Source organism: Streptomyces parvus (assembly GCF_014648875.1).
Classification (GTDB): domain Bacteria; phylum Actinomycetota; class Actinomycetes; order Streptomycetales; family Streptomycetaceae; genus Streptomyces; species Streptomyces parvus.
The window spans coordinates 580,603-605,516 of record NZ_BMRY01000004.1 but is presented as its reverse complement, the minus strand read 5'-3'; the positions used below and the strand labels follow the sequence as shown (position 1 = coordinate 605,516).

Here is a 24,914-nt window from a genome sequence, read left to right as displayed (position 1 = left end):
CGCCCGGGTCAGGCGGCGTCCGGCGGGGTGACCCGCTCGCCCGGTGGGACGGGTCCCGGGGGTGTGCCGTCGCCGAAGGGGCTGCCGCCCAGCTGTTCGCGGTGGTGCGGGGTGGTCCAGCCGGAGAGGTCGGGGCCGACGGGGACGATGCCGGTCGGGTTGATGCCCGTGTGCACCTGGTAGTAGTGCCGCTTGATGTGGTCGAAGTCGACGGTGTCGCCGAATCCGGGTGTCTGGTAGAGGTCGCGGGCGTACGCCCACAGGACGGGGTCCTCGGTCAGCTTGTTCCGGTTGCACTTGAAGTGGCCGTGGTAGACGGGGTCGAAGCGGACCAGGGTGGTGAAGAGCCGGATGTCGGCCTCGGTGATGGTGTCGCCGACGAGGTAGCGGCGGTCGGCGAGGCGGGCGGAGACCTGGTCCAGGCGGGCGAAGAGGGCGGCGTACGCCTCTTCGTACTCCTGCTGCGAGCTGGCGAAACCGCACTTGTAGGCGCCGTTGTTGATGTCCCGGTAGACGCCCTCCATCACCTCGTCGATCTCCGCGCGCAACGGTTCGGGATAGAGGTCGGGGGCGCCGGGGCGGTGCAGGGCGGTCCATTCGGTGGCGAGGTCGAGGGTGATCCGCTGGTAGTCGTTGGTGACGAGCCGCCCGCTCGGTACGTCCACGATAGCGGGCACGCTGACACCGCCGGGGTAGTCGCGCTCCCGGGCGTCGTAGGCCTCGCTGAGGTACCGGATGCCGAGGACGGGGTCCTTGCCGTCCGGGTCGAGGGTGAAGCGCCAGCTGCGGTCGTCCTGGATCGGGTCGGCGACGGCGAGGGAGAGGGCGTCCTCCAGGCCGAGGAGCCGCCGGGAGACCAGGGCGCGGCTCGCCCAGGGGCAGGCGCGGCTGACGGCGAGCCGGTAGCGGCCGGGCTCGACGGGCCATCCGTCGCGGCCGTCCGCCGTGATCCGGTCGGGGAAGTGGCTCTTGGACCGCTTGAACGGTTTGTGGCCGTAGGAGTCGTTGCCCTCGCTCCCTGCGCTGTCGCCGCCGGTGGCGTCCGTGGTCGTGTCGCTCATGCCGGGCTCCTCGTCGCGTCGGTGTCCTGTCGCTCGTTACGTCCTCTACCCCGCCGGCCGGCCCCGACATCGGCCACCGCGACGATCAGGGCGGCCAGCACGAAGGCGACGGAGACGATGAGCCCGTGGTCGTACGCGTCGGCCCAGCCGTCCGGGCCGACCTGGGCGAAGAACACCGCGCCGACGGCGGCGATGCCGATCGCGGAGCCGACCCGCTGGCCGGTCTGGAGGGTGCCCCCGGCGCTGCCCGCCTGGCGGACGGGGACCTCCGCCAGGGTGAGGGTCTGGTTCGGGGCGATGACCAGTCCGCTGCCCAGGCCGGCGAAGAGCAGCGGGGCGGCCATGGCCCAGCCCGCTCCGCGGCCGGGCACCAGGTGGACGGCCAGGGCGGTGCCCGCGAGGCCGACCGCGACCATGGCCAGGCCCGCCACCACCAGCGGGCGGCCGAAGCGGCCGACGAGCCGCCCGCCGACGGCCGCGGCGAATCCGGAGCCGAGGGCGAAGGGGGTGATGGCGAGCCCGGCCAGCAGGGCGGAGTAGCCGAGGCCGGACTGGAGGTAGAGGGTGGTGACGAAGAAGATCGAGGTGAACCCGGCGAAGTAGAGCAGGATCAGCAGGCAGCCCAGCCAGTAGGAGCGCAGCCGGAACAGCGACAGGTCCAGGACCGGCTGGACGCGTCCGCCCGTGCACCGCGACTCCCAGGCGACGAACGCGGTGAGCAGGGCGGCGGCGAGGACGAGCAGCAGCCATTTCGTGTTGCCGGGCCACTGCTGGGCCTGGACGAACGGCAGCAGCAGGGCCAGTACCCCGGTGCCCAGGAGCAGCACGCCGAACGGGTCCAGGTCGCGGGGGCGGACCCGGGTGGCGGAGGGGGTGTCGGGCAGCAGCCGGTGGGCGAGCAGGAGGCAGACGACGCCGAGCGGCAGGTTGACGTAGAAGACCCAGCGCCAGCCGTGTTCCGGTCCGGCGGCCTGGATGAGCAGCCCGCCGAGCAGCGGGCCGACGGCCGTGGAGATGCCGACGACGGTGCCGAACATGCCGAAGGCCCGGCCGCGCTCGCGCCCGGAGAACATCTGCTGGATGAGGGCGGAGATCTGCGGGGAGATCAGACCGCCCGCGATGCCCTGCACCAGACGGGCGATCACCAGCCACAGGCTGGACTGGGCGGCCCCGCAGGCGGCGGAGGCCAGGGTGAAGAGGGCGAGTCCGGCCATGAAGACCGCCCGGCGGCCCCGGGCGTCGCCGAGGCGTCCGGCCGGGATGAGGAAGAGGCCGAAGGCGAGGGCGTAACCGGAGAGCACCCATTGGAGATCGGACTCGGGGGTGTTGAGGCCCTCCCGGATGGAGGGGAGGGCGACGTTGACGATGGAGACGTCCAGCAGGGTCATGAAGCCCGCGACCAGGCAGACGGCGAGTGCCTGCCAACGCCGGGGGTCGGGTCCGTCCGGGGCGGCGTCGCCCCCGGCCGGCCCGGGCTGCGCCGCGCTCCGTGCCATGGTTCGCACCTTAGGGGGTGTCCGACCGTTCCGCGCGGACCGGCGGGCGGCGTGGCCACGCCCGCCGGGGGTACCCGTTCCCGCATGACTGTGGAGAAGACGAGCGTCCTCGTCCTTGACTGTGCCGAGCCCATGGAGCTGGCCGAGTTCTACGCCGGCCTCCTCGGCGCCGAGACCCGGATCGGCACCGACCCCGACTTCATCGAGATCGTCGGCAACGACGGCGTCCGGCTCGCGATCCGCCGCGACCACGGCTACGCCCCGCCGAGCTGGCCGCGCCCGGAGGATTCACAGCAGGCGCATCTGCGGATCCTGGTGGCGCGTGAGGACATCGACGAGGCCGAGCGGGAGGCGATATCCCTGGGCGCCCGGCCCGTCGACACCGGTGAGAGCAACAGCGGCCCCCGGGACGTGCGGGTGTACGGGGATCCGGCGGGGCACTCGTTCTCGCTGGCGGTCTATCCCCTGCGGGAGGACTGAGCGGCACCGCGGCACACCGGCATCCGGGACGGACACTCGGCGGAAGGGTCTCCAACTGACCCTTCCGCCGAGCGCGTTCAACAGGAAGGAAAGTTGCCCATCACCGTTGACGCCAATTGGTAGGAACCTTTACTTTCAGTTCTGCCGACATGGCGCCTCCCACCCCCCTCCGAAGGGAGCACCACCATGCACCAGCGCACCACTCCCCCCACCACCCCCACGGTCACGACCGGCCGTCGCGGAATGGCCCGCAAAGCCCTGCTCGCCGCGTCCGCGCTCGGTGTCGTCACCGCGCTGATGGCTCCCGTCCGCGCCGGAGCCGCACCGGCGCCCGCCGCCCCCACCGCCGCCACCCCACTCGCCGCCAACGGGCAGCTCTCGGTCTGCGGCCGCCAGCTCTGCAACGCCTCCGGCCAGGCAGTCGCACTCAACGGCATGAGCACGCACGGCACCCAGTGGTACGCCCAGTGCGTCACCGACGGCTCGCTCGACGCGCTCGCCCAGGACTGGCGCTCCGACGTGCTGCGCGTCTCCACCTACGTACAGGAGGGCGGTTACGAGACGGATCCCGCCGGATTCACCGCCCGTGCGCAGAAGTTCGTCGACGCGGCGCACGCGCGCGGCATGTACGCGGTGATCGACTGGCACATGCTGACCCCGGGCGACCCGAACGCGAACCTGGACCGGGCCAAGACCTTCTTCACGGCGATGGCGAAGAAGTACAAGAACCACCCGGGTGTGCTCTACGAGATCGCCAACGAACCCTCGGGGGTGAGCTGGTCGGCCATCAAGTCGTACGCCGAGCAGATCATCCCGGTGATCCGGGCCCAGGACCCCGACGCCGTGGTACTGGTCGGCACGCGCGCCTGGTCGTCCTTCGGGGTGTCCGAGGGCTCCAACGAGTCGGAGGTCGTGAACAACCCCGTCAACGCCTCGAACATCATGTACACCTTCCACTTCTACGCGGCATCGCACCGCGAGGAGTACCTCAACACCCTCGACCGGGCCTCCGACCGACTGCCCGTCTTCGTCACGGAGTTCGGGACACAGAACTACGCGGGCGAGGGCGCGAACGACTTCACCATGTCGCAGCGCTACCTCGACCTGATGAAGCGCAAGAAGATCTCCTGGACCAACTGGAACTACTCCGACGACCACCGCTCCGGCGCCGTCTTCAGGACCGGCACCTGCAACGGCGGCAACTGGACGGGGACCGGGGTCCTGAAGGAGGCCGGGGTCTGGATCCGCGACCGCATCCGGCAGTGACCGGTCTCCGCCCCGGCCGGCCGGGGCGGAGACCTTCGCGACGCGCCCGGTCGCGGCCCTTCCCAGGACCGCGACCGGGCGCGTTGTTGTCACGATCACCATGGATACGCACGGAATTAACCTCCAGCGCCTTGTCATGCCCCGTTCTACGCGCATAGCTTTTGCCCCTACCACTCAGTTCAGTTGGGGGCTCCTCCCGTGCAGATATACAGATCCGGTTCCGTCCTGCTGACCGGCGCCGTCGCCGTCGCTCTCGCGGTGACCGCCCTGCCCGCCGCCCAGGCGGCGCCGTCGGCCACCGCCGTCATCTCGGAGGTGTACGGCGGCGGGGGCAACTCCGGCGCGACGCTGACCCGGGACTTCGTCGAGCTGGCGGGCGTCGGCTCCACACCCTTCGAAGTCGACGGCCTCAGCGTCCAGTACCTGCCGGGCAGCCCGTCGGCCGGCTCGCAGTGGCAGGTCTCCGAGCTGTCCGGGTCGATCGCGCCCGGCGGCCGCTATCTGGTCGCGCAGGCCGCGGGAACCGGCGGTACGGTCGCACTGCCCACCGCGGACGCCACCGGCACGATCGCCATGGCGGCGGGCAGCGGCACCGTCGCCCTGGTCTCCGGGACGGCCCCGCTCACCTGCAAGTCGGCGGCGGACTGCGCGGCGGACACCCGGATCGTCGATCTGGTCGGTTACGGCTCCGCGGTCGTCCGGGAGGGCAGCGGCCCGGTCCCCGGCGCCTCGGCCACCGCCTCCGTCGCCCGGGCGGCCTCGCTCGCCGACACCGACGACAACGCCGCCGACCTCTCCGCGGGTACGCCCACCCCGGTCAACACCAAGGGCGAGACGTCCGGCGGCGGCCAGGAGCCCGAGGAGCCCGGCCCGACCGAGCCCGGCGACGTACGGATCCACGACATCCAGGGCACCACCCGCGTCTCCCCGCTGGAGGGCACGGCGGTCACCGGCGTCCCGGGCATCGTCACCGGCGTACGCACCAGCGGCTCGCGCGGCTTCTGGATCCAGGACACCGCACCCGACAACGACCCGCGCACGAGCGAGGGCCTGTTCGTCTACACCGGCTCCGCCGCGCCGACCGTCAAGGCCGGGGACTCCGTCCTGGTCAGCGGCAAGGTCGCCGAGTACTACCCGGGCGCGGCCACCCAGTCGATCACCCAGATCACCGGCCCCCGCGTCACCGTGGTCTCCTCCGGCAACGCGCTGCCCGCCCCGGTCGTCCTCGACGCCCGCTCGGTGCCCGGCCGTTACGTGCCCTCGGCGGACGGCGGGGCGATCGACGCGCTCCCGCTGGCCCCGGCCACGTACGCCCTGGACCTGTACGAGGCGCTGGAGGGCTCCCGGGTCCGGATCGCCGACACCCGGGTGACCGGGGCGACGACCGCGTACGACGAGATCTGGGTGACGGTCAAGCCGAAGGAGAACCCGACCCGGCGCGGCGGCACGCTCTACGCCTCGTACGAGGACCAGAACACCGGCCGGCTCAAGGTGATGTCCCTGGACCCGGCCCAGCCGGTTCCGACGGCGAACGTGGGCGACGTGCTCAAGGGCCGCACCACCGGCGTACTCGACTACGCGAGCTACGGCGGCTACAACGTGCAGGCCACCGAGCTGGGCACGGTCGTCGACAACAAGCTGCGGCGCGAGGTGACCCGCAAGCAGAAGAGGGACGAACTGGCGGTCGCCACGTACAACGTGGAGAACCTCGACGCGGGCGACGACCAGGCCAAGTTCGACACTCTGGCCGAGGGCGTCGCGGTCAACCTGTCCTCCCCCGACATCGTGTCGCTGGAGGAGATCCAGGACGACAACGGCGCGGTGAACGACGGTACGACGGGCTCCGAGGCGACGTTGAAGCGGTTCACGGACGCGGTCGTCGCGAAGGGCGGGCCGCGCTACGCCTGGCGCTACATCGCTCCCGAGAACAACAAGGACGGCGGCGAGCCGGGCGGCAACATCCGCAACGTCTTCCTCTACAACCCGAAGCGGGTCTCCTTCACCGACCGGCCGGGCGGCGACGCCACCACGCCGGTGCGGGCCGTCGACACCTGGCTGGGCGTCAAGCTGTCCGCGTCCCCGGGCCGGATCAACCCGGCGAGCCCGGCGTGGGCGGACAGCCGCAAGCCGCTGGTGGGCGAGTTCGTGTTCCGGGGCAAGCGGGTCTTCGTCATCGGCAACCACTTCGCTTCCAAGGGCGGCGACCAGCCGCTGCACGGCCGCTACCAGGAGCCGACGCGGTCCTCGGAGACGAAGCGGATCCAGCAGGCCGCCGAGGTCAACACCTTCGTCACCTCGCTGCTGAAGGCGGACCGGTCGGCGCACGTCGTCGCGCTCGGGGACTTCAACGACTTCGAGTTCTCCCCGACGATGAAGGCGCTGACCAAGGGGAAGGCGCTGAAGCCGCTGATCAGCACGCTGCCCGTCGGCGAGCGGTACAGCTATGTCTTCGACGGCAACTCGCAGACGCTGGACCACATCCTGACGAGCCCCGGCGTCCGCCGCCTCGACTACGACGTGGTGCACATCAACGCCGAGTTCGCGGACCAGGCGAGCGACCACGACCCGCAGGTGGTGCGGATCAAGGTCGGCGGCCTCTGGCCCTGGTAGGACGCGGGGCACCCGGCCCCGGCCGGCGGACCGAAGCTCAGGTCCGTCCGGCCGGGGCCGTGGCCTGACGTGGCAGCACAACAGCGCCGGTCCCATGGGCTGTTGAGGCCACCGGCTGCTCCCGCCCGGTGAAGAACCCGGTGACCAGCGAGGCCACCTCCTCGGCCCGCTCCAGGACCACCCAGTGGTCGGACTCCCCGACCGTCAGGAACCGGCTCCCCTCGATCGTCGCGGCGAACTCCCGCTGCCGCTCGGCCGAGGTGACCGTGTCGTGCTCCCCGGCGAAGACCAGCGCCGGTACGCCGGTGAGTCCGCCCGTGAAGTCGGGCCGGTCGGCCAGCGCCCGGTGGAGCGAGTCCGCCGCGTGGGGCGAGTGGGTGAGCGCGTGGAGGAAGGAGCGTCGCACATAGCGCCGGGCCAACTCCCTGCGGTGTACCGGGCGTTCAGGGTCGAGACACATCAGCGCGTCGGCCGCCGTGGTGGCGAACCCCTCCCGGTCCCCGGCGGCCAGTTGCCGCCGGGCCCGCTCCCAGCAGGCGACCTGGGCGGCGTCGATGTGAACCGGCACCCCGCCGAGGGCGAGCCGGGCCACCCGCTCCGGATGGTGCTGGGCGAAGCCGAAGGCGATGGCGGTGCCGTAGGAGAAACCGAAGACGTTGAGCCGGGGGGCGCCGAGGTCGTCGGCGATGCCGAGGACGGCGCGGCGCAGCAGTTCGGCGCTGGGTCCCGGCGGGAGCGGGTCGGCGCCGCCCATGCCGGGCAGGTCGGCGGTGACCACGTCGGTGGCCGGGCCCAGGTGGTCGTCCATCTGGGGCCAGCCGAACATGCCCTGGAGCGCGCCCCCGAGAATGAGCGTCGGTTCGGTACGGGGGACGGCCCCGCCGCTCCGGTCGTACGGCAGGACGCGGTAGCCGTAGCGCACTCCGTCGGCCGACAGGGTCCGGATGATCTCCTCGGGCATGGGGTGCTGCGTTCCCTTCCGCTCAGGACCTGGTGAGGACGAGTGCCGCGTTGTGTCCGCCGAAGCCGAGCGAGGTCTTGACCGCGCAGCCGAAGGAGGCGGTGCGGGCTTCCTTGGCGACCACGTCGATGGGGATCTGCGGGTCGGGTGCGTCCAGGTTGACGGTCGGCGGGACCAGTTGGTGCTGGAGGGCGAGCACGGTGAGCGCGGTCTCGATGCCGCCCGCCGCGCCGAGGGTGTGGCCGGTCATCGCCTTGGTGGAGGTCACCAGGGGGGTGTCGCCGAGGACCCGGCGCAGCATCGTCGCCTCGATCAGGTCGTTGGAGAGCGTCGAGGTGCCGTGGGCGTTGACGTGCCCGACGTCGTCCGGGGAGAGGCCGGCATCGGCGAGCGCGGTGCGCAGGGCGCGTTCGATGCCGAGGCCGTCGGGGTCCGGGGCGACGGCGGAGTGGGCGTCGCTGGAGGCACCGTAGCCGTTGACGTGGGCGCGGACGGTGGCGCCCCGGGCGCGGGCGTGGTCCGGGTGTTCCAGGACGAGCAGGCCCGCGCCCTCGCCGACGACGAAGCCGTCGCGGTGGGTGTCGAAGGGGCGGCAGGCGGCGGCGGGGTCCTCGCGGCGGGTGGAGACGGCCTTGAGGCTGCACGCGCTGGCGATCAGGAGGCGGGTGCAGGTGGATTCCGCGCCGCCCGTGATGACGATGTCGCAGGCCCCGGAGCGGAGCATCTGGTGGGCGGTGCCGATGGCGACGGTGCCGGAGGAACAGGCGGTGGAGACGGCCTGGCTGGGCCCGTGGACGCCGAGGTCCAGACTGACGCTGCTGGCCGCGCCGTTGACGACGCTCAGCGGGGCGAGCTTCGGGGAGACGCGGCGGGGGCCGCGCGCGGCGAGCGCCGCGGCCTGTTCGTCGTAGAAGGGCAGTCCGCCGTGGGCGGAGCCGATGACGACGCCGACGCGGCCGCCGTCCCATACGGCCGGGTCGAGTCCGGCGTCGGCGACGGCCTCACGGGCGGCGATGACGGCGAGCTGGGCGAAGCGGTCCATCAGCCGCTGGGTGGCCACGCCGAGGACGGCCCCCGGGTCGCAGTCGGTGACGGAGTAGAAGAAGTCGCAGGGCAGACCGTCCAGTTCGGGCCGGGGTGCGGCGGACGGCGCGAGGCCCTCGGTGACGCCGTGCCAGGCGGCGGCCGTGCCCGTACCGGCCGAGGTGACCAGACCGACGCCGGTGACGGCGGCGGCGAACGGGGCGAGCGGGGTCCGGCGGTAGGAGGCTGCGGCGGCCGGGCTCATGCGGTGACCTTCCCCTGCACGGCCTCGACGAGGCGGCCGACGGTGTCGCGCGAGGTGAGCGCGACGTCCTCCAGGTCCACGTCGAGCCGGTCCTCGATGTGCAGCCGCAGTTCCTCCAGGGCGAGGGAGTCCAGCCGCAGGCGGTGCAGGGGAACATCGGGGTGGATGGCCTCCGGATCGGTTCCGAACTTCGTCACCAGCAGCGTGCTGATCTCTTCCGACGTGCTCATTCGGCTCTCCTGGGCTCGGTGACGCGGTGACGCCGGCCGCGTGGTGAGGGGAGGTGGGGGGAGGGGCCATCGGGGGACGCCGGCTGCTCCGGAAGGACCCTTTATACGCCTTCGCGGGCGGCCCCCCGGTCCGCGTTCCCCCGTCCGGTGGGCGGGCTGTCCAGGTGTACGAATCCGGGGTGCGGTGACGAGCGGGGGCAGGGGGCGGGGATGCCAGGATGGAGGCGCAGCCCGTACGGGGCGCCACGAGAGAAGGAGAAGCCCATGACGGCCGAGCAGGACGGCGATCGCGACGGCACCGCGGAGGTCGCGCTGAGCCCCGCCGACTGGGTGGCCCGGCAGGCCGAGCTGTACGAGTCCTCCGGCGGCACGAAGGGCACGACCCAGCTCGGTGTCCCCTGCCTGCTGATGGACTACGTCGGCCGGCGCAGCGGGACGGTGCGGCGCACGGTGCTGATGTACGGGCGGGACGGCGAGGACTATCTGATCGTGGCGTCCAACGGCGGCTCGGACCGCCCGCCGCTGTGGTATCTGAACCTCCAGGCCGACCCCGAGGTTCAACTGCGGGTGGAGACAGAGCGGTTCGGGGCGGTCGCGGCGACGCTTCCGGCCGAGGAGAAGGCACGGGTCTGGCCGGGTCTGGTGGAGTTGTTCCCGCGCTACGGGGAGTATCAGGCGGGCACCGAGCGGGACATCCCGGTGGTGCGGCTGACGCGGACCTGAGACGGCGGGGCGGGAGCCGCGAGGGCCTGCGCGAAGCCTGCGGGGTCCGGCCGCCGAAGGCCCTTACGGCGCACCGGCCAGAACCGTAAACTCCGCGATCATGACCATGGAAACGGTTCAGGCCGACCCGTCCGCCCTCGGCGGCCCCGCTCTCTTCGACACGATGTCCACGATGCGCGCCATGCGCCGCCTCAAGCCGGACCCGGTGCCGGACGAGACGATCGAGCAGCTGATACAGGCGGCCGTCTGGGGGCCCAGCGGCGGCAACATGCAGTGTTACGAGTACGTGGTGGTGACGGACCGCCAGGTGATGGCGCGGCTCGCCCCGTTGTGGAAGCGGTGCGTGGACGCGTATCTGGCGACGACCGGGAAGTACGCCCCCAAGGGCATGGACGAGGCGGCGTACGGCCGGATGGTCGCGGCGATCGAGTATCAGCGCGACCACTTCGCCGACACCCCGGCGCTGATCGTGCCGTGCTACCGGTTCCCGGAGCCGCGCCTGGACGAGGAGGGTCTCGCCGCGTCGGCGCGGGCGCTCGGCCCGGCGGGCACGGAGCACATGATGAACACGCAGACCCGGTTCCAGGCGCTGGCGGAGGGCTCCTGCGTCTATCCGGGGGTGCAGAACCTGCTGCTCGCGGCCCGGGGGCTGGGGCTGGCGGCGAACATCACCATCTGGCATCTGATGCTGGAACAGGAGTGGAAGAAGGAGCTGGGCATCCCGGAGGACATGGCGACGTTCGCCGCCGTTCCGGTGGGGTGGCCCGCGGGCAACTTCGGGCCCGTCCGGCGGCGCCCGGTGGCGGACGTCATCCACCGCGACCGCTGGTAGCGACGGGCCCCGCGTCAACCGGCGCCCGCTCCCCTGTCGGGTGACGCTCGATGTCACCCGACAGGCGCAGCGGATCGAACAACTCCCCCTCGATTTGCAGGATGTTGCCAGCGAGATCGACGGCCGGCCCCTTTGTCATGCTCCACTCAGGTGGATAGCCTGGCCGGGTTCGGCATCCCTCTGGCCCACCCGGGCCCGAGGGCTTTTTTCTTCCTCTTCCTCCTACAGAGCAGGAGCCCTCATGCGCCTACGCACCGCCGCCCGAACCCGGGCCCGCGCCTGTGCCGTGGCGGCCCTCACCGCCACGGCCCTTCTCGCCACCGGGCAGCCGGCGAACGCCGCGCCCCGGGCGGACACGGCCGATCCGATGAACCGCGCCTTCGCCGAGGCGTCCCAGGAGTACGGCGTACCGCGCGATCTGCTGGCCGCCGTCGGGTACGGCGAGTCCCGGCTGAACGGACACGCGGGCAAGCCGAGCCAGGCGAACGGCTACGGCGTGATGCACCTGGCGAGCAACCCCACGAACCGTTCCCTGGAGAAGGCCGCCGAGCTGACCGGCGAGAGCGCGGCCCGGCTGCGCCGCGACACGACGGCCAACATCCTCGGCGGCGCGGCCGTGCTGCGCGACCACGCCGACGCACTGGGCCTGGACGCCGCCGAGCGCCGTGACGTGAACGCCTGGTATCCGGCGGTGGCCCGCTACAGCGCCGCCGACGGGCCGGCCGCCGCGCTCTACGCGGACGCGGTCTTCACCTTCCTCGCCGAGGGCGTGGCCGCGACGGTGGCCGGCGGCGAGGAGGTGCTCGTGCCCTCGCAGCCGGTCGCCCCGGAGAAGGGCGAGGTGTCGGCGTCCGACGTCTACGCGCAGAGCGAGGACTACCCCTCGGCGCGCTGGGTACCGGCCCACGCCGAGAACTTCGCCGTAGGCCGCACCGCGACCGTCGACAAGGTGGTCATCCATGTCACTCAGGGCTCCTACGCGGGTTCCATCAGCTGGTTCCAGAACCCCGCGTCGCAGGTCAGCGCCCACTACGTGATCCGGTCGTCGGACGGTGAGGTCACCCAGACCGTCCGGGACAAGGACACGGCGTGGCACGCGCGCAGCGCCAACGCCTCGTCCGTCGGGATCGAGCACGAGGGGTGGGTCGACGAACCGGCCTGGTTCACCGACGCGATGTACCGCTCGTCGGCCGCGCTGACCTCCCACCTCAGCGCGAAGTTCGACATCCCGAAGGACCGGGCGCACATCGTCGGCCACGTCGAGGTGCCCGGCAACGACCACACCGACCCCGGCCCCCACTGGGACTGGAACTACTACATGGAGCTGATCGGCGGTGACCCGGGCAACGGCGGCGACGGTCTGACGTTCCCGCTCTACACCACCCAGCAGTCCGGCTCGTCGGGCCCGCAGGTGACCGCCGTCCAGACGCTGCTCACCCAGCAGAAGTACAGCCCGGGCAAGGTGGACGGGCTCTTCGGAGCCACCACGAGGAGCGCGGTCGAGAAGTTCCAGCGGGACCGCTCCCTCGACGCCGACGGGACGGTCGGCCCGAAGACCTGGACGGCCCTGCTGTCGGCCGGCTCGACCCCGCTGCTGAAGCAGGGCGGTTCGGGCGATGCGGTGAAGCGGCTCCAGCGCGCTCTGACGGCGGCGCTCGGCAAGACCGTGGGCGTGGACGGCAGCTTCGGCCCGGCCACGGACTCGGCGGTCCGCAGCTACCAGACCACCCGCAAGCTGGGCGTCGACGGCCAGGTGGGCCCGGCCACGTGGACGGCCCTGCAGAGCGGAAAGTGAGCACGGGCCCGGGCGGGACCCTCCCGAGCACGGAGGACCCGCCCGGGCCTGTACGCGGACAAGACGCCGCCCGGGGGCGCCCCCGGGCCTGTCGGCCGACGGACCGGCCCGCTAGCGTCGTCGTGTGTGCTTCTACGCGATGGTCCACTACAAGCTGCACTACGCCTGCGTCGCCTGCCGCGTCAGCTTCAAGCGGTTCCCCCCGGACGGCGGCGCCCCGCCGTGCCCGAACTGCGGCCGGGCACTCGTCTGCGCGGGCCACGACTTCGCGCCCCCGCCGCGCCGCGACACCGACGCCTGGAGCGCGGTGGCGGCGGTACTGGGGGCGGGCCTGCGCTACGAGGGCCTGGAGCCGTGCGGCTGCGGCAAGCGGCCACGCTTCCGCCCCCGCACCGGCGCGGAGGTCCGGGCCCGCCTGGCCGTGGCGGCCCGTACCGGGGTGCCGGTGGCCGAGGCGCTGGCCCGGCGCGATCCGGCGGTCCCGGAGGAGGACGACTGACCCCACCGCCGCCGACGAACCGGCCGCGAAGGGCTCACCGGCTCACTCGCCCGCGCCGGCCGGGTATCCGATCTCCTTGATGTCACCGGCCAGTTCGGCGGGAACCCGCTCCGGATTGAGCGCGGCGACGATCTCGTCCGTCAACGGCCGCAGCGCGTAGACGTGGCGTACGGCTTCGAGGTCGACGGTCACCTCGAAGTGGTCCTCGGCCCACTCCTGGTACGACTCGGGGGTCCCGGTGACGAGGAGTTGGAAGAGCCAGTCCGCCCCGTCGGAGTCCTCCCCGTCCTCCGGGAACTCCACGTCCCCCGCCCGCCAGCGGTCGTCGCCGCTCTCGCGCCAGAGGCAGGCGGTGACGACGGGCAGCCCGAACTCGTCGCAGAACGACGGCTCGTCCACGTAACGCCGGAACACCTCGGGCACCTCGTCGAGCACCCCGGGCCAGGGCGCGTCGTCGACGTACGGGCTCATCGGCGACTCGTGGTCGAAGCCCCGGGCGTACGCGCCGGCGGCGGAGAAGACGACGGAGTACTCCCCGCCCGCCCCGTCCCGCATCGAGGCCATCGCCTCGGTCGGCGACCACTGCGCGTCGAACCCGTGCCAGCGGTGGTCCCACTCCGGACACAGGATCGCGTCGAGCATCGCCAGGGAACGGCAGAGATCGGTGAGGGCGGATATGCCCGGCAGCCCGCGGGCCACGTCGTGAACGCTCATGGGCCCATCCAACCGCACCGGCCCGAGGCCGACGCACCTGGTCCCGCACTCCCTCCCGAGGGGGTGCGGGACCAGGTCAGCGGGTCACTTCAGGCCGAAGGCCCGGATGATCTCCTGGTCGACGACGAGCCCGCCGGGGCCCTCCGCGTGGGCCTTGAGCGAGACCGATGCCGCGCCCTTCGACGGGGTGCGGAACTTCGCGGTCCACTCGCCGGTCTTCTTCTTGCGCAGCTCCAGCTTCGTCCAGCTCCCGCCGTCGTCGTAACTGACGGACAGGGACGCCTTGTCGGCCTTCACCGCGCCCGGCAGCCATTCCTGGGTGCCGGAGGCGAGCCCGATCTCCGTCGTGCGGCCGGAACGGACGTCGCCCGCCAGGTCGGTGTCGACGGCGTAGTCCAGCTGGAGCAGCGGGATGTCGGCCTGGTAGAAAACGGACTCGTCCAGGGCGCCGGAGACGAAGCCCCACTCGGAGTGCGTACGGGTCGACGTCTTCCAGGTCTTCGCGTCGCGTGCCGAGTCGATGACCAGGCGGTAGGGACGCTGCTCGGCGGAGAGGTCACCGATGTAGCCCGCTCTGCCGGCGCCCTTCTTCAGCTGTGTGTCGCCCTGGTAGAAGGCGTACGAGGTGGTGTCGTACTCGTTCTCGGGCATCGAGCCGGAGTGGCCGGCGCCCGCGTCCGTCCACGGGGTGATGTTGAACTGGAGGTCGTTGTCGACCGTGCGGAACGGGCCCCAGTAGCCGGTGCCCAGGCGGGGGCGGGTCACCGGGGCGAACCACTCGGCGCGGTAGTCCTTGCCCGCCCGGTAGTCCAGTTCGGCGCTGCGCATCTCGTGAGCCCGGTCGGACTCGTCGGCGTTCAGGACCGAGTGGTTCTCGTACCAGAAGGAGTCGCCCGGCAGCGGGTTGACCCATTCGGTGCGGACGTCCGGGAACTGCTCGTACTCCTCGAAGCCGAGGCCGGGACCGTAGTCCGGGATGTCGTAGCGGTAGCCGCCGCCGAGCGTCTTCTTGTGGCCGTAGAAGGTGTTCTCCACCTTCGCCAGCCGGCGGGTCGAGGGCGCGAAGGCCAGCGAGCGGTCCGGGATCGTGCCGTCGTGGCGGTCGACCAGGTCGTAGAGGTAGTCCGCGAACCTCTTCTGGTCCATCTCGATCTTCTTGCCGCGCTGTGCGGCCCGGATCAGGGTCTCGCCCGCCGACTTCTGGACCGAGGCGACGGGGATCGTGGTCTGTTCGCCGTAGGGGGTGTAGCTCTCCATCGCCACGCCTCGCTCGTCGTTGACGACGAACAGCGCCTTCGCCCCGGCGGCCAGCGCCGCCGCGAGTCGTTCGGCGGGGGTGATGTCCGCGCTGCGGGTGGTCACGACGGCCTTGCCGCGCGCGTTCAGGCCCTTGTAGTCCGCCGGTGCGCCCTTGCCCGCGTACACCGCGCTCAGCTTCTGCCGGCTGTCCTCGGCGATCGCCGCGCCGCCCTGGACGTGGACCGGTACGTCACGGCCGTCGGCCTCGACGTCGATCAGCTCCTCGCCCTGCCGCCAGCGGGTCAGGAAGCTGAAGTCGCCCTCCTTCACCTTCTTCGTCGGGCTGGCCCACAACTGGTCGTAGGTGAGGGGTATTTGGTACGCGTCACGCTGGACGGTGCCGTTCGGTGCGGTGCGCGCCATGTCGTAGCGGAGCTGGCGGGTCTCGGTCTCCTTCGGGGTGCGCACGCTGACCTTGCGGGCCTTCGACGCGTCGAGGGTGACGGTGGCGGAGCCGGTGAGGATCGTCTCGGGGGCCGCGAGGAATGCGACCGCCTTGGAGTCGGGGCGGTCGCCGTCGACGTCCACGGAGGCCCAGGCGGTGTAGTTGCCCGGCGGCAGGCGCAGCGTGGTCTCGCCGCCGCTGACCTGGACGAGGCCGAGCTGCGGGTCGCCCAGTTCGCCGAGGACGACCAGGCCGTCCATCGGCTTGCCCGACCGGTCGCGGAGCTTCAGCGTCAGATCGTGCATCTCCTTCTCCTTGGTGAGCGCGAACCCGGTGTGCGCGACCGTCGTGCCCGCCGCGTCGGTGGCGACGACCTGACCGGAGAAAGTGGTGTCGTTGGCGACCTTCGCCGGGTCCAGGGAGAGGACCGCCTCGGCGGTTCCGCCCGCCGGGACGGTCAGCGTGTCGGTGGAGAGGGTGTAGGCCGCCTCGTCCGTGTCGGTCGCCAGGTTCAGCGTGACGTCCGCATCACCCGTGTTGCGGTACGTGATCGTGCGCTCGGCGACCTCGTCGGAGGGGCTGTGCGGCCAGGCGTAGGAGGCGACTTCGACCGAGCCGGTGGCCTCGATCGTGGTGTCGATCGCCGCCTTCACATCGAGCCGGCCGGTGCCCTGCTGGTACGGGGTGTACGCGTCCAGCTTCTTCGACGAGGTCATCAGCGCGTCCTTGAGACGCTGACCGCTCCAGTCGGGGTGACGCTGCTTCAGGATTGCCGCCGCGCCCGCGACATGGGGCGTGGCCATCGACGTACCGGACATCGACCGGTACATGCCCTCGGTGCCGGGGACGGACTGCGAGGCCGCGGCGTCGATGCCGACGCCGGGGGCCGACAGGTCGGGCTTCAGTCCGTGCGAGCGGACCAGCGGGCCCATCGAGGAGAAGTCGGCGCGGCCGTCCTGCTTGTCGACGGCGGCGATGGTGAGCGCCTGCTCCGCCGAGCCGGGCGAGCCGATCGTGCCCGCCCCGTACGCGTTGCCCGCCGCGATCACGAAGAGCGGACCGCCGCCCGCCGAGAGGGAGTTCACCGCCTGGGACATCGGGTCGGTGCCGTCGTCGGGCACCGGGGAACCGAGGCTCATGGAGACGATGTCGGCCCCTTCGGCCTTCGCCCACTCCATGGCCTCGATGATCCCGGAGTCCGCGCCGGAGCCCTCGTCGCTGAGGACCTTGCCGACGAGCAGGTCGGCCGCCGGGGCGACGCCCTTGTTCGCGCCCTCGGACGCCGCGCCGGATCCGGCGATGGTGGAGGCGACGTGCGTGCCGTGGCCGTTCTTGTCGTCGACCTCCTCGCCGGGGATGAAGCTGCGGGTGCCGACGAGGCGGTCCTTGACGTCCGGGTGGTCGGCGTCGATGCCGGTGTCCAGGACGGCGACCTTGGTGCCCTTGCCGTCGAAGCCCGCGGCCCACGCCTCGGGGGCCTTCACCTGGGGCACGGACTCGGCGAGCAGCGCCTCGGAGCGGCCGTCCAGCCAGAGCTCCGCGATGCCGCTGTCGAGCGAACGCGCGCCGGGGGTACGGGTGATGGCGTCCCAGAAGGTGCGCGCCCCGTCCTTGTCGGCGCTGAGCGCGGCCCCGTGGATGGAGGCGAGGGTGCGGACCTTCTTCGCGCCGCGCGGGGCGGCGGGCAGGGTCTTGGCGCGGGCGGGCGGGTAGGTGGCGATGACCGGGATGGCGCCGGTGCCCTCGTCGTCGTACCCCATCCGGACCAGGGCCGAGACGTTGAACAGCCGCCGGTCCAGGGTGCCCGCCGCGATCAGCGTGGTGGCCTCGTCGGGCAGGACGTACACGTCCTCGCCCGCCTGCTGGATGCGGACGCCGCCGCTCGCGCCGTCGGGGCGGTCCACGGTGACGGTGTCCCGGTCGCCGGGGCCGTCCACGTACCGCACGACGTCACCGGTGACCAGGGTGACGGTGTGGCTCTCGGTGGTGACGCCGGAGCGCGGGGCCTCGGGGCGCGGCGCGGGGGCGGCGCCGGCGGTGCCCGCCCCGGCGAAGGGGACGAGCATGCCGCCCATCAGGGCCGCCGAGGTGGCCAGGAGCAGGGCTCTGCGTCCTGGGCGGGCGGATCTCGCCCGGCCGGGAACGGAGGAGGGGGAAGAAGTCATGCAGCTGATCTACCGGTTGATCCGGGGTGACCGCTGCGTTCCGGGCGGGCGGGAAACCGCCGTGGCGGTAACCCGCCCGGGATGGACGGGGTGTTGACGGGCGTTTCAGGCCACCGAGGCGAGCGGCTGGCCGCTGCTGTCGTGGTGGATGGGGGTGTGGGCCCCGGTGAGCGGTACGCCGCTGCCGCCGCGCCGGACCGCGACGATCTCGGCCGCGATGGAAAGAGCCGTCTCCTCCGGCGTACGGGCGCCGAGGTCGAGGCCGATCGGCGAGTGCAGCCGGTCCAGTTCCCGGTCGGTGAGGCCGACCTCGCGGAGGCGGTCGTTGCGCTCCAGGTGGGTGCGGCGCGAGCCCATCGCGCCGACGTAGGCGACCGGGAGCCGGAGGGCCGCCTCCAGCAGCGGTACGTCGAACTTGGCGTCGTGGGTGAGGACGCAGAGCACGGTACGGGCGTCGGTCTCGGTCCCGGCGAGGTAGCGGTGGGGCCATTCGACGACGATCTCGTCGGCCTCGGGGAAGCGGGCGGCGGTGGCGAAGACCGGTCGGGCGTCGCAGACGGTGACCCGGTAGCCGAGGAACTTCCCGGCGCGGACGAGGGCCGCCGCGAAGTCGATGGCGCCGAAGACGATCATGCGGGGCGGCGGCACGCTGGACTCGACCAGCAGCTCGATGGGCCGGCCGCAGCGGGAGCCCTCCGCGCCGATGGCGAGCGGTCCGGTGCGGCCCGCGTCGAGCAGGGCCCGGGTCTCGGCGGCGGCGGTCCGGTCGAGCGCAGGGTGGCCGCCGAGCCCGCCCTCGTAACTCCCGTCGGGGCGGACCAGGAGCGGCAGGCCGAGCAGCTCCTCGGGGCCGTCCGTGATCCGGGCCAGTGCGGCCGCCGTCCCCTCCGCGGCGGCCGCGAGCGCGGCGGCGAACACCGGCCGGGCGGGGTCGTCCGCCCGGACCGGGGTCACCAGGATGTCGATGATGCCGCCGCAGGTCAGGCCGACCGCGAAGGCGTCCTCGTCGCTGTAGCCGAAGCGCTCACGGACGGGCCGGCCGTCCTCCATGGCCTGTTGGCACAGTTCGTACACGGCCCCCTCCACGCAGCCGCCGGAGACCGACCCGACGGCCGTGCCGTCGCGGTCGACGGCGAGGGCCGCGCCGGGCTGCCGGGGCGCGCTGCCGCCGACCGCCACCACGGTGGCGACGGCGAACTCGCGTCCCTGCGAGACCCACCGGTGCAGCTCTTCGGCGATGTCCAGCATGGCGTTCTCTCCTTAAGCGGGAAGGGGGCCCGGGCGTCAGTGGACGCCCAGCCAGCTCTCGATCGGGTTGAGGGCGAAGAAGACTATGAAGATCACCGTCAGCCCCCACATGAAGGCCCCGACCTCACGGGCCCGGCCCTGGGCGAGCTTGATGGCGCTGTACGCGATGACACCCGCGGCGACACCGGTGGTGATGGTGTACGTGAAGGGCATCAGGACCACGGTCAGGAAGACCGGGATGGCGACCGAGCGGTCGCCCCAGTCCACGTGCCGGGCGTTCTGCATCATCATCGCGCCGATGACGACGAGGGCGGCGGATGCCACCTCGGTCGGCACGATCGCGGTGAGCGGGGTGAAGAAGAGGCAGGCGGCGAAGAAGAGGCCGGTGACGGCGGAGGCGAGGCCGGTACGGGCCCCTTCGCCGACGCCGGTGGCCGATTCGACGAAGACCGTCTGGCCGGAGCCCGAGGCGACACCGCCGATGACGCCGCCGGCGCCGTCGATGAACAGCGCCTTGGACAGGCCGGGCATACGGCCCTTGTCGTCGGCGAGCTTGGCCTCGGTGCCGACGCCGATGATGGTCGCCATCGCGTCGAAGAAGCCGGCCAGCACCAGGGTGAAGACGATCATGCCGACGGTCATCACGCCGACGTCGCCCCAGCCGCCGAACTCGACGTTCCCGAAGAGCGAGAAGTCGGGGGTGGAGACCGCACTGCCCTCCAGCTCCGGCGGGCCGCTGCTCCACTTCTTGGGGTCGATGTCGACGATCGCGTTGATGACGATCGCGACCAGCGTGCCGACGACGATGCCGATCAGGATCGCGCCGGGGATGTTGCGCGCCTGGAGCATGAAGATGAGCAGCAGGGTCACGCAGAAGATCAGGACGGGCCAGCCGGCGAGTTCACCGGCCGGGCCGAGCGACACGGGGGTCGCGCCGGCGCCCTTGTGGACGAAGCCGGCTTTGAAGAGGCCGATGAGGGCGATGAAGAGCCCGATGCCCATGGTGATGCCGTGCTTGAGCGCGAGCGGGATCGCGTTCATGATCATCTCGCGGAGGCCGGTGACCACCAGGAGACAGATCACCACACCGTAGATCACACACATGCCCATGGCCTGCGGCCAGGTCATGTTGGGCGCGACCTGCGAGGCGAGCACTCCGGAGACGCTGAGCCCGGCGGCGAGCGCCAGGGGCACCTTGCCGACGAAGCCCATGAGCAGGGTCGTCGCGGCCGCCGCGAAGGCGGTCGCGGTGATCAGGCCGGGCTGGCTGAGGAGGTTGCCGTTGACGTCCTCCCCGCCCAGGATCAGCGGGTTGAGCAGGAGGATGTACGCCATGGCCATGAAGGTCGTGACGCCGCCGCGCAGCTCGCGCGCGACCGTGGATCCTCGTTCGGATATGTGGAAGTACCGGTCGAGCCATGATCTTCCGGCGGGGACGCGCGAGCCGGGGCCCGCGCCTTCCGGACTGGTCTTCGGTTCCACTGACTGCTGGGTCATGATGCCTGACTCCCAAGGTTCACAGGGGCACCCGCTTGGAGATTCCTGAATGCGGGATTTGGGATGACTGCGTCGGCTGCACGACCCGGGGACGGCCGGGACGAACTGTTGAAGCAGAACGGATGTGCCGGCGGCACGGATGATCCGTGAGGCGCTGCCGTGCTCTCGGGCACGGCGGAGAAGAACCGCGAGCGGTGCGGTACTTGGGCCTCCGGGCGGTGCGGGGTGCGGAAAAGTGTGACGTTCTCGGCTTCGCACCGCCCGGAGAGTTGGGGGGACCGCTCGGAGGCTGCCGGGTGACGACCGGTGGGAGGTCACCCGGCAGGCTCTCAGGTGGTGGTGAGGTGTTCGGGCCGCACCGGTGTCCTGTTGAGCTCAAGGCCCGTCGCGTTCCGGATCGCCGCGAGGACGGCCGGGGTGGACGACAGGGTGGGGGCCTCGCCGATGCCGCGCAGCCCGTAGGGGGCGTGCTCGTCGGCGAGTTCGAGCACGTCGACCGGGATCGTCGGCGTGTCGAGGATCGTGGGGAGGAGGTAGTCCGTGAAGGAGGGGTTGCGCACCTTCGCGGTCTGCGGGTCGACGATGATCTCCTCCATCACCGCGACGCCCATGCCCTGGAGCGTGCCGCCCTGGATCTGGCCGAGGACGGAGAGCGGGTTGAGCGCCTTCCCGACGTCCTGGGCGCAGGCCAGTTCGATGACCTTGACCAGGCCGAGCTCGGTGTCGACCTCGACGACCGCGCGGTGCGCGGCGAAGGAGTACTGGACGTGGCCGTTGCCCTGTCCGGTACGGAGGTCGAACGCCTCGGTGGGCCGGTGGCGCCACTCCAGCTCGATGTCGATGGCCTCGCCCTCCAGCACGTCGGCCAGGTCCGCGAGGACCTCGCCGCCGTCGGTGACGACCTTGCCGCCCTCCAGGAGGAGCTCGGCGGTGGCCCAGGCCGGGTGGTAGGTGCCGAACTTGGTGCGGCCCAGCTCCAGGACCTTCTCCCGTACGGCTTCGCAGGAGTTCTTGACCGCGCCGCCGGTGACGTACGTCTGGCGGGAGGCGGAGGTGGATCCGGCGGAGCCGACGCGGGTGTCGGCCGGGTGGATGGTGACCTGGTTGACGCCGAGTTCGGTACGGGCGATCTGGGCGTGGACGGTGACGCCGCCCTGGCCGACCTCGGCCATCGCGGTGTGCACGGTGGCGACCGGCTCGCCGTTGATGACCTCCATCCGCACCCGGGCGGTGGAGTAGTCGTCGAAGCCCTCGGAGAAGCCGACGTTCTTCAGGCCGACCGCGTAGCCGACACCCCGGACGACGCCTTCGCCGTGCGTGGTGTTGGAGAGCCCGCCGGGCAGGGCGCGCACGTCGACGGAGGTGCCGTCGGCGCCCGCCGTCAGCCACTCCTGCTCGGGCGGCAGCGGACGGGCCTTGACCCGGCGCAGCAGCTCGGCGACCGGGGCCGGCGAGTCGCAGGGCTGTCCGGTGGGCAGCAGGGTGCCCTGCTCCATGGCGTTGAGCTGCCGGAACTCCACCGGGTCCATGTCCAGCTTCGCGGCGAGCTTGTCCATCTGCGCCTCGTAGGCGAAGCACGCCTGGACCGCGCCGAAGCCGCGCATGGCGCCGCAGGGCGGGTTGTTGGTGTAGAGGGCGATCGCCTCGATGTCGACGTCCTCGATCTTGTAAGGGCCGACCGAGAGCGAGGAGGCGTTGCCGACGACGGCCGGGGAGGCCGAGGCGTAGGCCCCGCCGTCCAGGACGATGCGGCACTTCATGTGCGTGAGCTTGCCGTCCTTGGTGGCGCCGTGCTCGTAGTGGAGCTTCGCCGGGTGCCGGTGGACGTGGCCGAAGAAGGACTCGAACCGGTTGTAGACGATCTTGACCGGCTTGCCGGTGCGGAGCGCCAGCAGGCAGGCGTGGATCTGCATCGAGATGTCCTCGCGGCCGCCGAAGGCCCCGCCGACGCCGGAAAGCGTCATGCGGACCTTGTCCTCGGGCAGGCCGAGGACGGGGGCGATCTGGCCGAGGTCCGAGTGCAGCCACTGGGTGGCGACGTACAGCTCGACGCCGCCGTCCTCGGAGGGCACGGCGAGCCCGGACTCGGGGCCGAGGAAGGCCTGGTCCTGCATGCCGAAGACGTACTCGCCCGTGACGATGACGTCGGCGCGCTTGGCGGCCTCGTCGGCGTCCCCGCGGATGATCGGCTGGCGGTGGACGATGTTGGGGTGCGGGACGTGGCCGATGTGGTGGTCGTCGCGGCCCTCGTGGACGAGCACGGCGTCGGGGGCGGTCGCGGACGCCTCGTCGGTGACGACCGGCAGCTCGCGGTACTCGATCTTGATCTTGGCGGCGGCGCGGCGGGCCGTCTCCGGGTGGTCGGCGGCCACGATGGCGACCGGCTCGCCGTGGTGGCGGACCTTGCCGTTGGCGAGAACCGGGGTGTCCTGGATCTCCAGGCCGTAGTTCTTCATCTCGGCGGGCAGGTCGTCGTACGTCATCACCGCGTAGACGCCGGAGGTGGCCAGCGCCTCGGAGGTGTCGATGGAGACGATCTCCGCGTGCGCGACGGTGGAGCGCAGCGTCTGGCCCCACAGCATGTCCTCGTGCCACATGTCGGAGGAGTACGCGAACTCGCCGGTGACCTTGAGGGTGCCGTCGGGGCGGAGCGTGGACTCGCCGATGCCGCCCTTGGTGGGCGAACCCTGGGTGATCTTGGTCGGGGTGCCGGACGGGGTGTTCTGGGCCTTCGGCATCGTGGCCGCGGGGCGCGTGGTGGCTTCGGGGCGCGTCGTCATGACTGGGCCGCCTCTCCCTGGCGGGCGGCCGCGAGGCGGACCGCGTCGAGGATCTTCTCGTAACCGGTGCAGCGGCACAGGTTGCCGGAGAGCGCCTCGCGGATGTCCTGGTCGGACGGCGAGGGGGTGTTCTCCAGCAGCTCGTCGGCGGCGACCAGCAGGCCGGGGGTGCAGAAGCCGCACTGGACGGCTCCGGCGTCGATGAACGCCTGCTGGATCGGCGCCAGTTCGACGGCCTCGCCGGTCTGGCCGTCGGTGGGCCGGGCCTGCCAGCGCTTGGCGGAGTCCAGCGTGGTGCCGCAGGCGCCGGAGGCGCAGCCGCCGCCGGGGTGGGCGTCCTCGCGGTGCTTGGCGTAGTCGGCGAGGCCCTCGACGGTGACGACCTCGCGGCCCTCGACCTGTCCGGCGGCCACCAGGCACGCGCAGACCGGGACGCCGTCCAGGCGGACGGTGCAGGAACCGCACTCGCCCTGCTCGCAGGCGTTCTTGGAGCCGGGCAGGCCCATGCGCTCACGCAGGACGTAGAGGAGGGACTCGCCCTCCCAGACGTCGTCGGCTTCCTGCTGACGGCCGTTGACCGTGAAATTGACTCGCATGGTTACGCAGCTCCTTCCAGCGTGCGGCCCGCGCCGCGGTACTGCTCCCAGGTCCAACCGAGCGTGCGGCGGGCCATGATGCCGACCGCGTGCCTGCGGTACTTCGCCGTGCCGCGCACGTCGTCGATCGGGTTGCAGGCGCCGGACGCGAGGGCGGCGAACTGCTTGGCGATCGCGGGGGTGATGATCTTTCCGTTGTCCCAGAACCCGCCCTCTTCGAGCGCGGCGTTCAGGAAGTCCTCGGCCTCCTTCGCCCGGATGGGCGTCGGGGCGGCGGAGCCGATGCCGGTGCGCACGGTGCGGGTCTCGGGGTGCAGGGCGATCCCGAACGCGCAGACGGCGATCACCATGGCGTTACGGGTGCCGACCTTGGAGTACTGCTGCGGTCCGTCGGCCTTCTTGATGTGCACGGCGCGGATCAGCTCGTCCGGCTCCAGGGCGTTGCGCTTGACCCCTGTGTAGAAAGCGTCGATGGGAATCAGCCGCGTGCCGCGTACGGATTCGGCCTCGACCTCGCAGTCGGCGGCGAGGAGGGCGGGGTGCGCGTCGCCGGCCGGCGAGGCGGTGCCGAGGTTGCCGCCGACGCCGCCGCGGTTGCGGATCTGCGGGGAGGCGACGGTGTGCGAGGCGAGCGCCAGGCCGGGCAGCTCGGCGCGCAGGTGGTCCATGATGCTGCTGTACGGCACGGAGGCGCCGAGCCGCACCTTCTCCTGGCCCACCTCCCACTCGGACAGCTCACCGATGCGGTTCAGGTCCAGGAGGTACTCGGGCCGCCGGTGGTCGAAGTTGATCTCGACCATCACATCGGTGCCGCCCGCGATGGGCACTGCCGTGGGGTGCTCGGCCTTGGCGGCGAGCGCCTCCTCCCAGCTGGCGGGGCGAAGGAAGTCCATGAGTGGCTCTCTTCTTCTCAATCGGGTCGTTCGCCGGGGCCGGGGACGGCCTGCCTCGACTGGCTCGTTCATGTGGTGTTCATGTGGTGTGTGGCC

The 24,914-nt window shown here is 71.9% G+C and carries 19 protein-coding genes; 7 read left to right on the top strand and 12 right to left on the bottom strand.

The annotated features are described in order from the left end of the window. Positions 1-8: 8 nt before the first annotated feature. Positions 9-1,061, bottom strand: a complete 1,053-nt coding sequence (locus IE140_RS16230; RefSeq protein WP_150196620.1) for a glutathione S-transferase family protein — start codon at positions 1,059-1,061, stop codon at positions 9-11. Next, on the bottom strand, positions 1,058-2,557 hold the full coding sequence (locus IE140_RS16225) for an MFS transporter (protein ID WP_093445190.1): 1,500 nt from the start codon (positions 2,555-2,557) through the stop codon (positions 1,058-1,060). The genes IE140_RS16230 and IE140_RS16225 overlap by 4 nt, the downstream gene beginning before the upstream one ends. A gap of 84 nt (positions 2,558-2,641) precedes the next feature. Here IE140_RS16225 and IE140_RS16220 point away from each other — a divergent pair, with 84 nt between their 5' ends. The 3 genes from IE140_RS16220 (at position 2,642) to IE140_RS16210 (ending at position 6,913) form a co-directional block, all read left to right on the top strand. Then, the gene (locus tag IE140_RS16220) at positions 2,642-3,037 is read left to right on the top strand and encodes a VOC family protein (protein ID WP_032775495.1); all 396 of its coding nucleotides are present in this window, start codon (positions 2,642-2,644) and stop codon (positions 3,035-3,037) included. A gap of 186 nt (positions 3,038-3,223) precedes the next feature. After that, positions 3,224-4,303, top strand: coding sequence for a glycoside hydrolase family 5 protein (locus tag IE140_RS16215; protein WP_189460464.1), 1,080 nt, complete (start codon positions 3,224-3,226; stop codon positions 4,301-4,303). 198 nt (positions 4,304-4,501) lie between these two features. Then, entirely contained in the window at positions 4,502-6,913 is a 2,412-nt protein-coding gene (locus IE140_RS16210; RefSeq protein WP_150196671.1) for a DUF8508 domain-containing protein, read from the top strand. A 37-nt stretch (positions 6,914-6,950) separates the two neighbouring features. Here IE140_RS16210 and IE140_RS16205 read toward each other — a convergent pair whose 3' ends face one another. From IE140_RS16205 to IE140_RS16195, 3 genes are read right to left on the bottom strand one after another with little or no spacing between them, the layout of a single operon-like run. Then, on the bottom strand, positions 6,951-7,874 hold the full coding sequence (locus tag IE140_RS16205) for an alpha/beta fold hydrolase (RefSeq protein WP_150196670.1): 924 nt from the start codon (positions 7,872-7,874) through the stop codon (positions 6,951-6,953). Positions 7,875-7,896: 22 nt separating this feature from the next. After that, positions 7,897-9,162: a beta-ketoacyl-[acyl-carrier-protein] synthase family protein gene (locus IE140_RS16200; RefSeq protein ID WP_150196669.1), complete on the bottom strand. Its 1,266-nt coding sequence runs from the start codon at positions 9,160-9,162 to the stop codon at positions 7,897-7,899. Beyond that, positions 9,159-9,392 (bottom strand): acyl carrier protein, encoded by a 234-nt coding sequence (locus IE140_RS16195; RefSeq protein WP_093445195.1) that lies wholly within the window; start codon positions 9,390-9,392, stop codon positions 9,159-9,161. Before IE140_RS16195 ends, IE140_RS16200 begins: the two co-directional genes overlap by 4 nt. Before the next feature lie 264 nt (positions 9,393-9,656). Here IE140_RS16195 and IE140_RS16190 point away from each other — a divergent pair, with 264 nt between their 5' ends. The 4 genes from IE140_RS16190 (at position 9,657) to IE140_RS16175 (ending at position 13,241) form a co-directional block, all read left to right on the top strand. Next, entirely contained in the window at positions 9,657-10,115 is a 459-nt protein-coding gene (locus tag IE140_RS16190; protein WP_150196668.1) for a nitroreductase family deazaflavin-dependent oxidoreductase, read from the top strand. 100 nt (positions 10,116-10,215) lie between these two features. After that, entirely contained in the window at positions 10,216-10,947 is a 732-nt protein-coding gene (locus IE140_RS16185) for a nitroreductase family protein (RefSeq protein WP_093445197.1), read from the top strand. Between the two features lie 241 nt (positions 10,948-11,188). Further along, on the top strand, positions 11,189-12,742 hold the full coding sequence (locus tag IE140_RS16180; protein ID WP_150196667.1) for an N-acetylmuramoyl-L-alanine amidase: 1,554 nt from the start codon (positions 11,189-11,191) through the stop codon (positions 12,740-12,742). A 124-nt stretch (positions 12,743-12,866) separates the two neighbouring features. Further along, positions 12,867-13,241, top strand: a complete 375-nt coding sequence (locus tag IE140_RS16175; RefSeq protein WP_150196666.1) for a hypothetical protein — start codon at positions 12,867-12,869, stop codon at positions 13,239-13,241. Between the two features lie 42 nt (positions 13,242-13,283). Here IE140_RS16175 and IE140_RS16170 read toward each other — a convergent pair whose 3' ends face one another. The 7 genes from IE140_RS16170 to IE140_RS16140 all read right to left on the bottom strand — a co-directional run bounded on the left by IE140_RS16170 (position 13,284) and on the right by IE140_RS16140 (position 24,818). Further along, on the bottom strand, positions 13,284-13,955 hold the full coding sequence (locus IE140_RS16170; protein WP_093445200.1) for a hypothetical protein: 672 nt from the start codon (positions 13,953-13,955) through the stop codon (positions 13,284-13,286). Between the two features lie 84 nt (positions 13,956-14,039). Then, complete coding sequence (locus tag IE140_RS16165) at positions 14,040-17,705, bottom strand: S8 family serine peptidase (protein ID WP_150196665.1); 3,666 nt, start codon at positions 17,703-17,705, stop codon at positions 14,040-14,042. 204 nt (positions 17,706-17,909) lie between these two features. Beyond that, a complete protein-coding gene (locus IE140_RS16160) occupies positions 17,910-19,052 on the bottom strand; it encodes an XdhC family protein (RefSeq protein WP_150196664.1) in 1,143 nt (380 codons plus the stop codon). A gap of 36 nt (positions 19,053-19,088) precedes the next feature. Further along, complete coding sequence (locus IE140_RS16155) at positions 19,089-20,549, bottom strand: NCS2 family permease (RefSeq protein ID WP_006128540.1); 1,461 nt, start codon at positions 20,547-20,549, stop codon at positions 19,089-19,091. A gap of 329 nt (positions 20,550-20,878) precedes the next feature. Beyond that, a complete protein-coding gene (locus tag IE140_RS16150) occupies positions 20,879-23,329 on the bottom strand; it encodes a xanthine dehydrogenase family protein molybdopterin-binding subunit (protein WP_150196663.1) in 2,451 nt (816 codons plus the stop codon). Next, entirely contained in the window at positions 23,326-23,925 is a 600-nt protein-coding gene (locus IE140_RS16145; RefSeq protein ID WP_006128538.1) for a (2Fe-2S)-binding protein, read from the bottom strand. Before IE140_RS16145 ends, IE140_RS16150 begins: the two co-directional genes overlap by 4 nt. 2 nt (positions 23,926-23,927) lie before the next feature. Next, on the bottom strand, positions 23,928-24,818 hold the full coding sequence (locus IE140_RS16140; protein ID WP_032768011.1) for an FAD binding domain-containing protein: 891 nt from the start codon (positions 24,816-24,818) through the stop codon (positions 23,928-23,930). Between the last annotated feature and the right edge of the window lie 96 nt (positions 24,819-24,914).

Excerpts from the sequence above, each read along its gene's own strand:
- IE140_RS16170 (WP_093445200.1), bottom strand. The coding sequence starts at position 13,955 with ATGAGCGTTCACGACGTGGCCCGCGGGCTGCCGGGCATATCCGCCCTC.
- IE140_RS16185 (WP_093445197.1), top strand. The coding sequence starts at position 10,216 with ATGACCATGGAAACGGTTCAGGCCGACCCGTCCGCCCTCGGCGGCCCC.
- IE140_RS16180 (WP_150196667.1), top strand. The coding sequence starts at position 11,189 with ATGCGCCTACGCACCGCCGCCCGAACCCGGGCCCGCGCCTGTGCCGTG.
- IE140_RS16195 (WP_093445195.1), bottom strand. The coding sequence starts at position 9,392 with ATGAGCACGTCGGAAGAGATCAGCACGCTGCTGGTGACGAAGTTCGGA.
- IE140_RS16225 (WP_093445190.1), bottom strand. The coding sequence starts at position 2,557 with ATGGCACGGAGCGCGGCGCAGCCCGGGCCGGCCGGGGGCGACGCCGCC.
- IE140_RS16215 (WP_189460464.1), top strand. The coding sequence starts at position 3,224 with ATGCACCAGCGCACCACTCCCCCCACCACCCCCACGGTCACGACCGGC.
- IE140_RS16205 (WP_150196670.1), bottom strand. The coding sequence starts at position 7,874 with ATGCCCGAGGAGATCATCCGGACCCTGTCGGCCGACGGAGTGCGCTAC.
- IE140_RS16230 (WP_150196620.1), bottom strand. The coding sequence starts at position 1,061 with ATGAGCGACACGACCACGGACGCCACCGGCGGCGACAGCGCAGGGAGC.
- IE140_RS16200 (WP_150196669.1), bottom strand. The coding sequence starts at position 9,162 with ATGAGCCCGGCCGCCGCAGCCTCCTACCGCCGGACCCCGCTCGCCCCG.
- IE140_RS16140 (WP_032768011.1), bottom strand. The coding sequence starts at position 24,818 with ATGGACTTCCTTCGCCCCGCCAGCTGGGAGGAGGCGCTCGCCGCCAAG.
- IE140_RS16190 (WP_150196668.1), top strand. The coding sequence starts at position 9,657 with ATGACGGCCGAGCAGGACGGCGATCGCGACGGCACCGCGGAGGTCGCG.
- IE140_RS16155 (WP_006128540.1), bottom strand. The coding sequence starts at position 20,549 with ATGACCCAGCAGTCAGTGGAACCGAAGACCAGTCCGGAAGGCGCGGGC.
- IE140_RS16220 (WP_032775495.1), top strand. The coding sequence starts at position 2,642 with ATGACTGTGGAGAAGACGAGCGTCCTCGTCCTTGACTGTGCCGAGCCC.
- IE140_RS16145 (WP_006128538.1), bottom strand. The coding sequence starts at position 23,925 with ATGCGAGTCAATTTCACGGTCAACGGCCGTCAGCAGGAAGCCGACGAC.
- IE140_RS16160 (WP_150196664.1), bottom strand. The coding sequence starts at position 19,052 with ATGCTGGACATCGCCGAAGAGCTGCACCGGTGGGTCTCGCAGGGACGC.
- IE140_RS16165 (WP_150196665.1), bottom strand. The coding sequence starts at position 17,705 with ATGCTCGTCCCCTTCGCCGGGGCGGGCACCGCCGGCGCCGCCCCCGCG.
- IE140_RS16150 (WP_150196663.1), bottom strand. The coding sequence starts at position 23,329 with ATGACGACGCGCCCCGAAGCCACCACGCGCCCCGCGGCCACGATGCCG.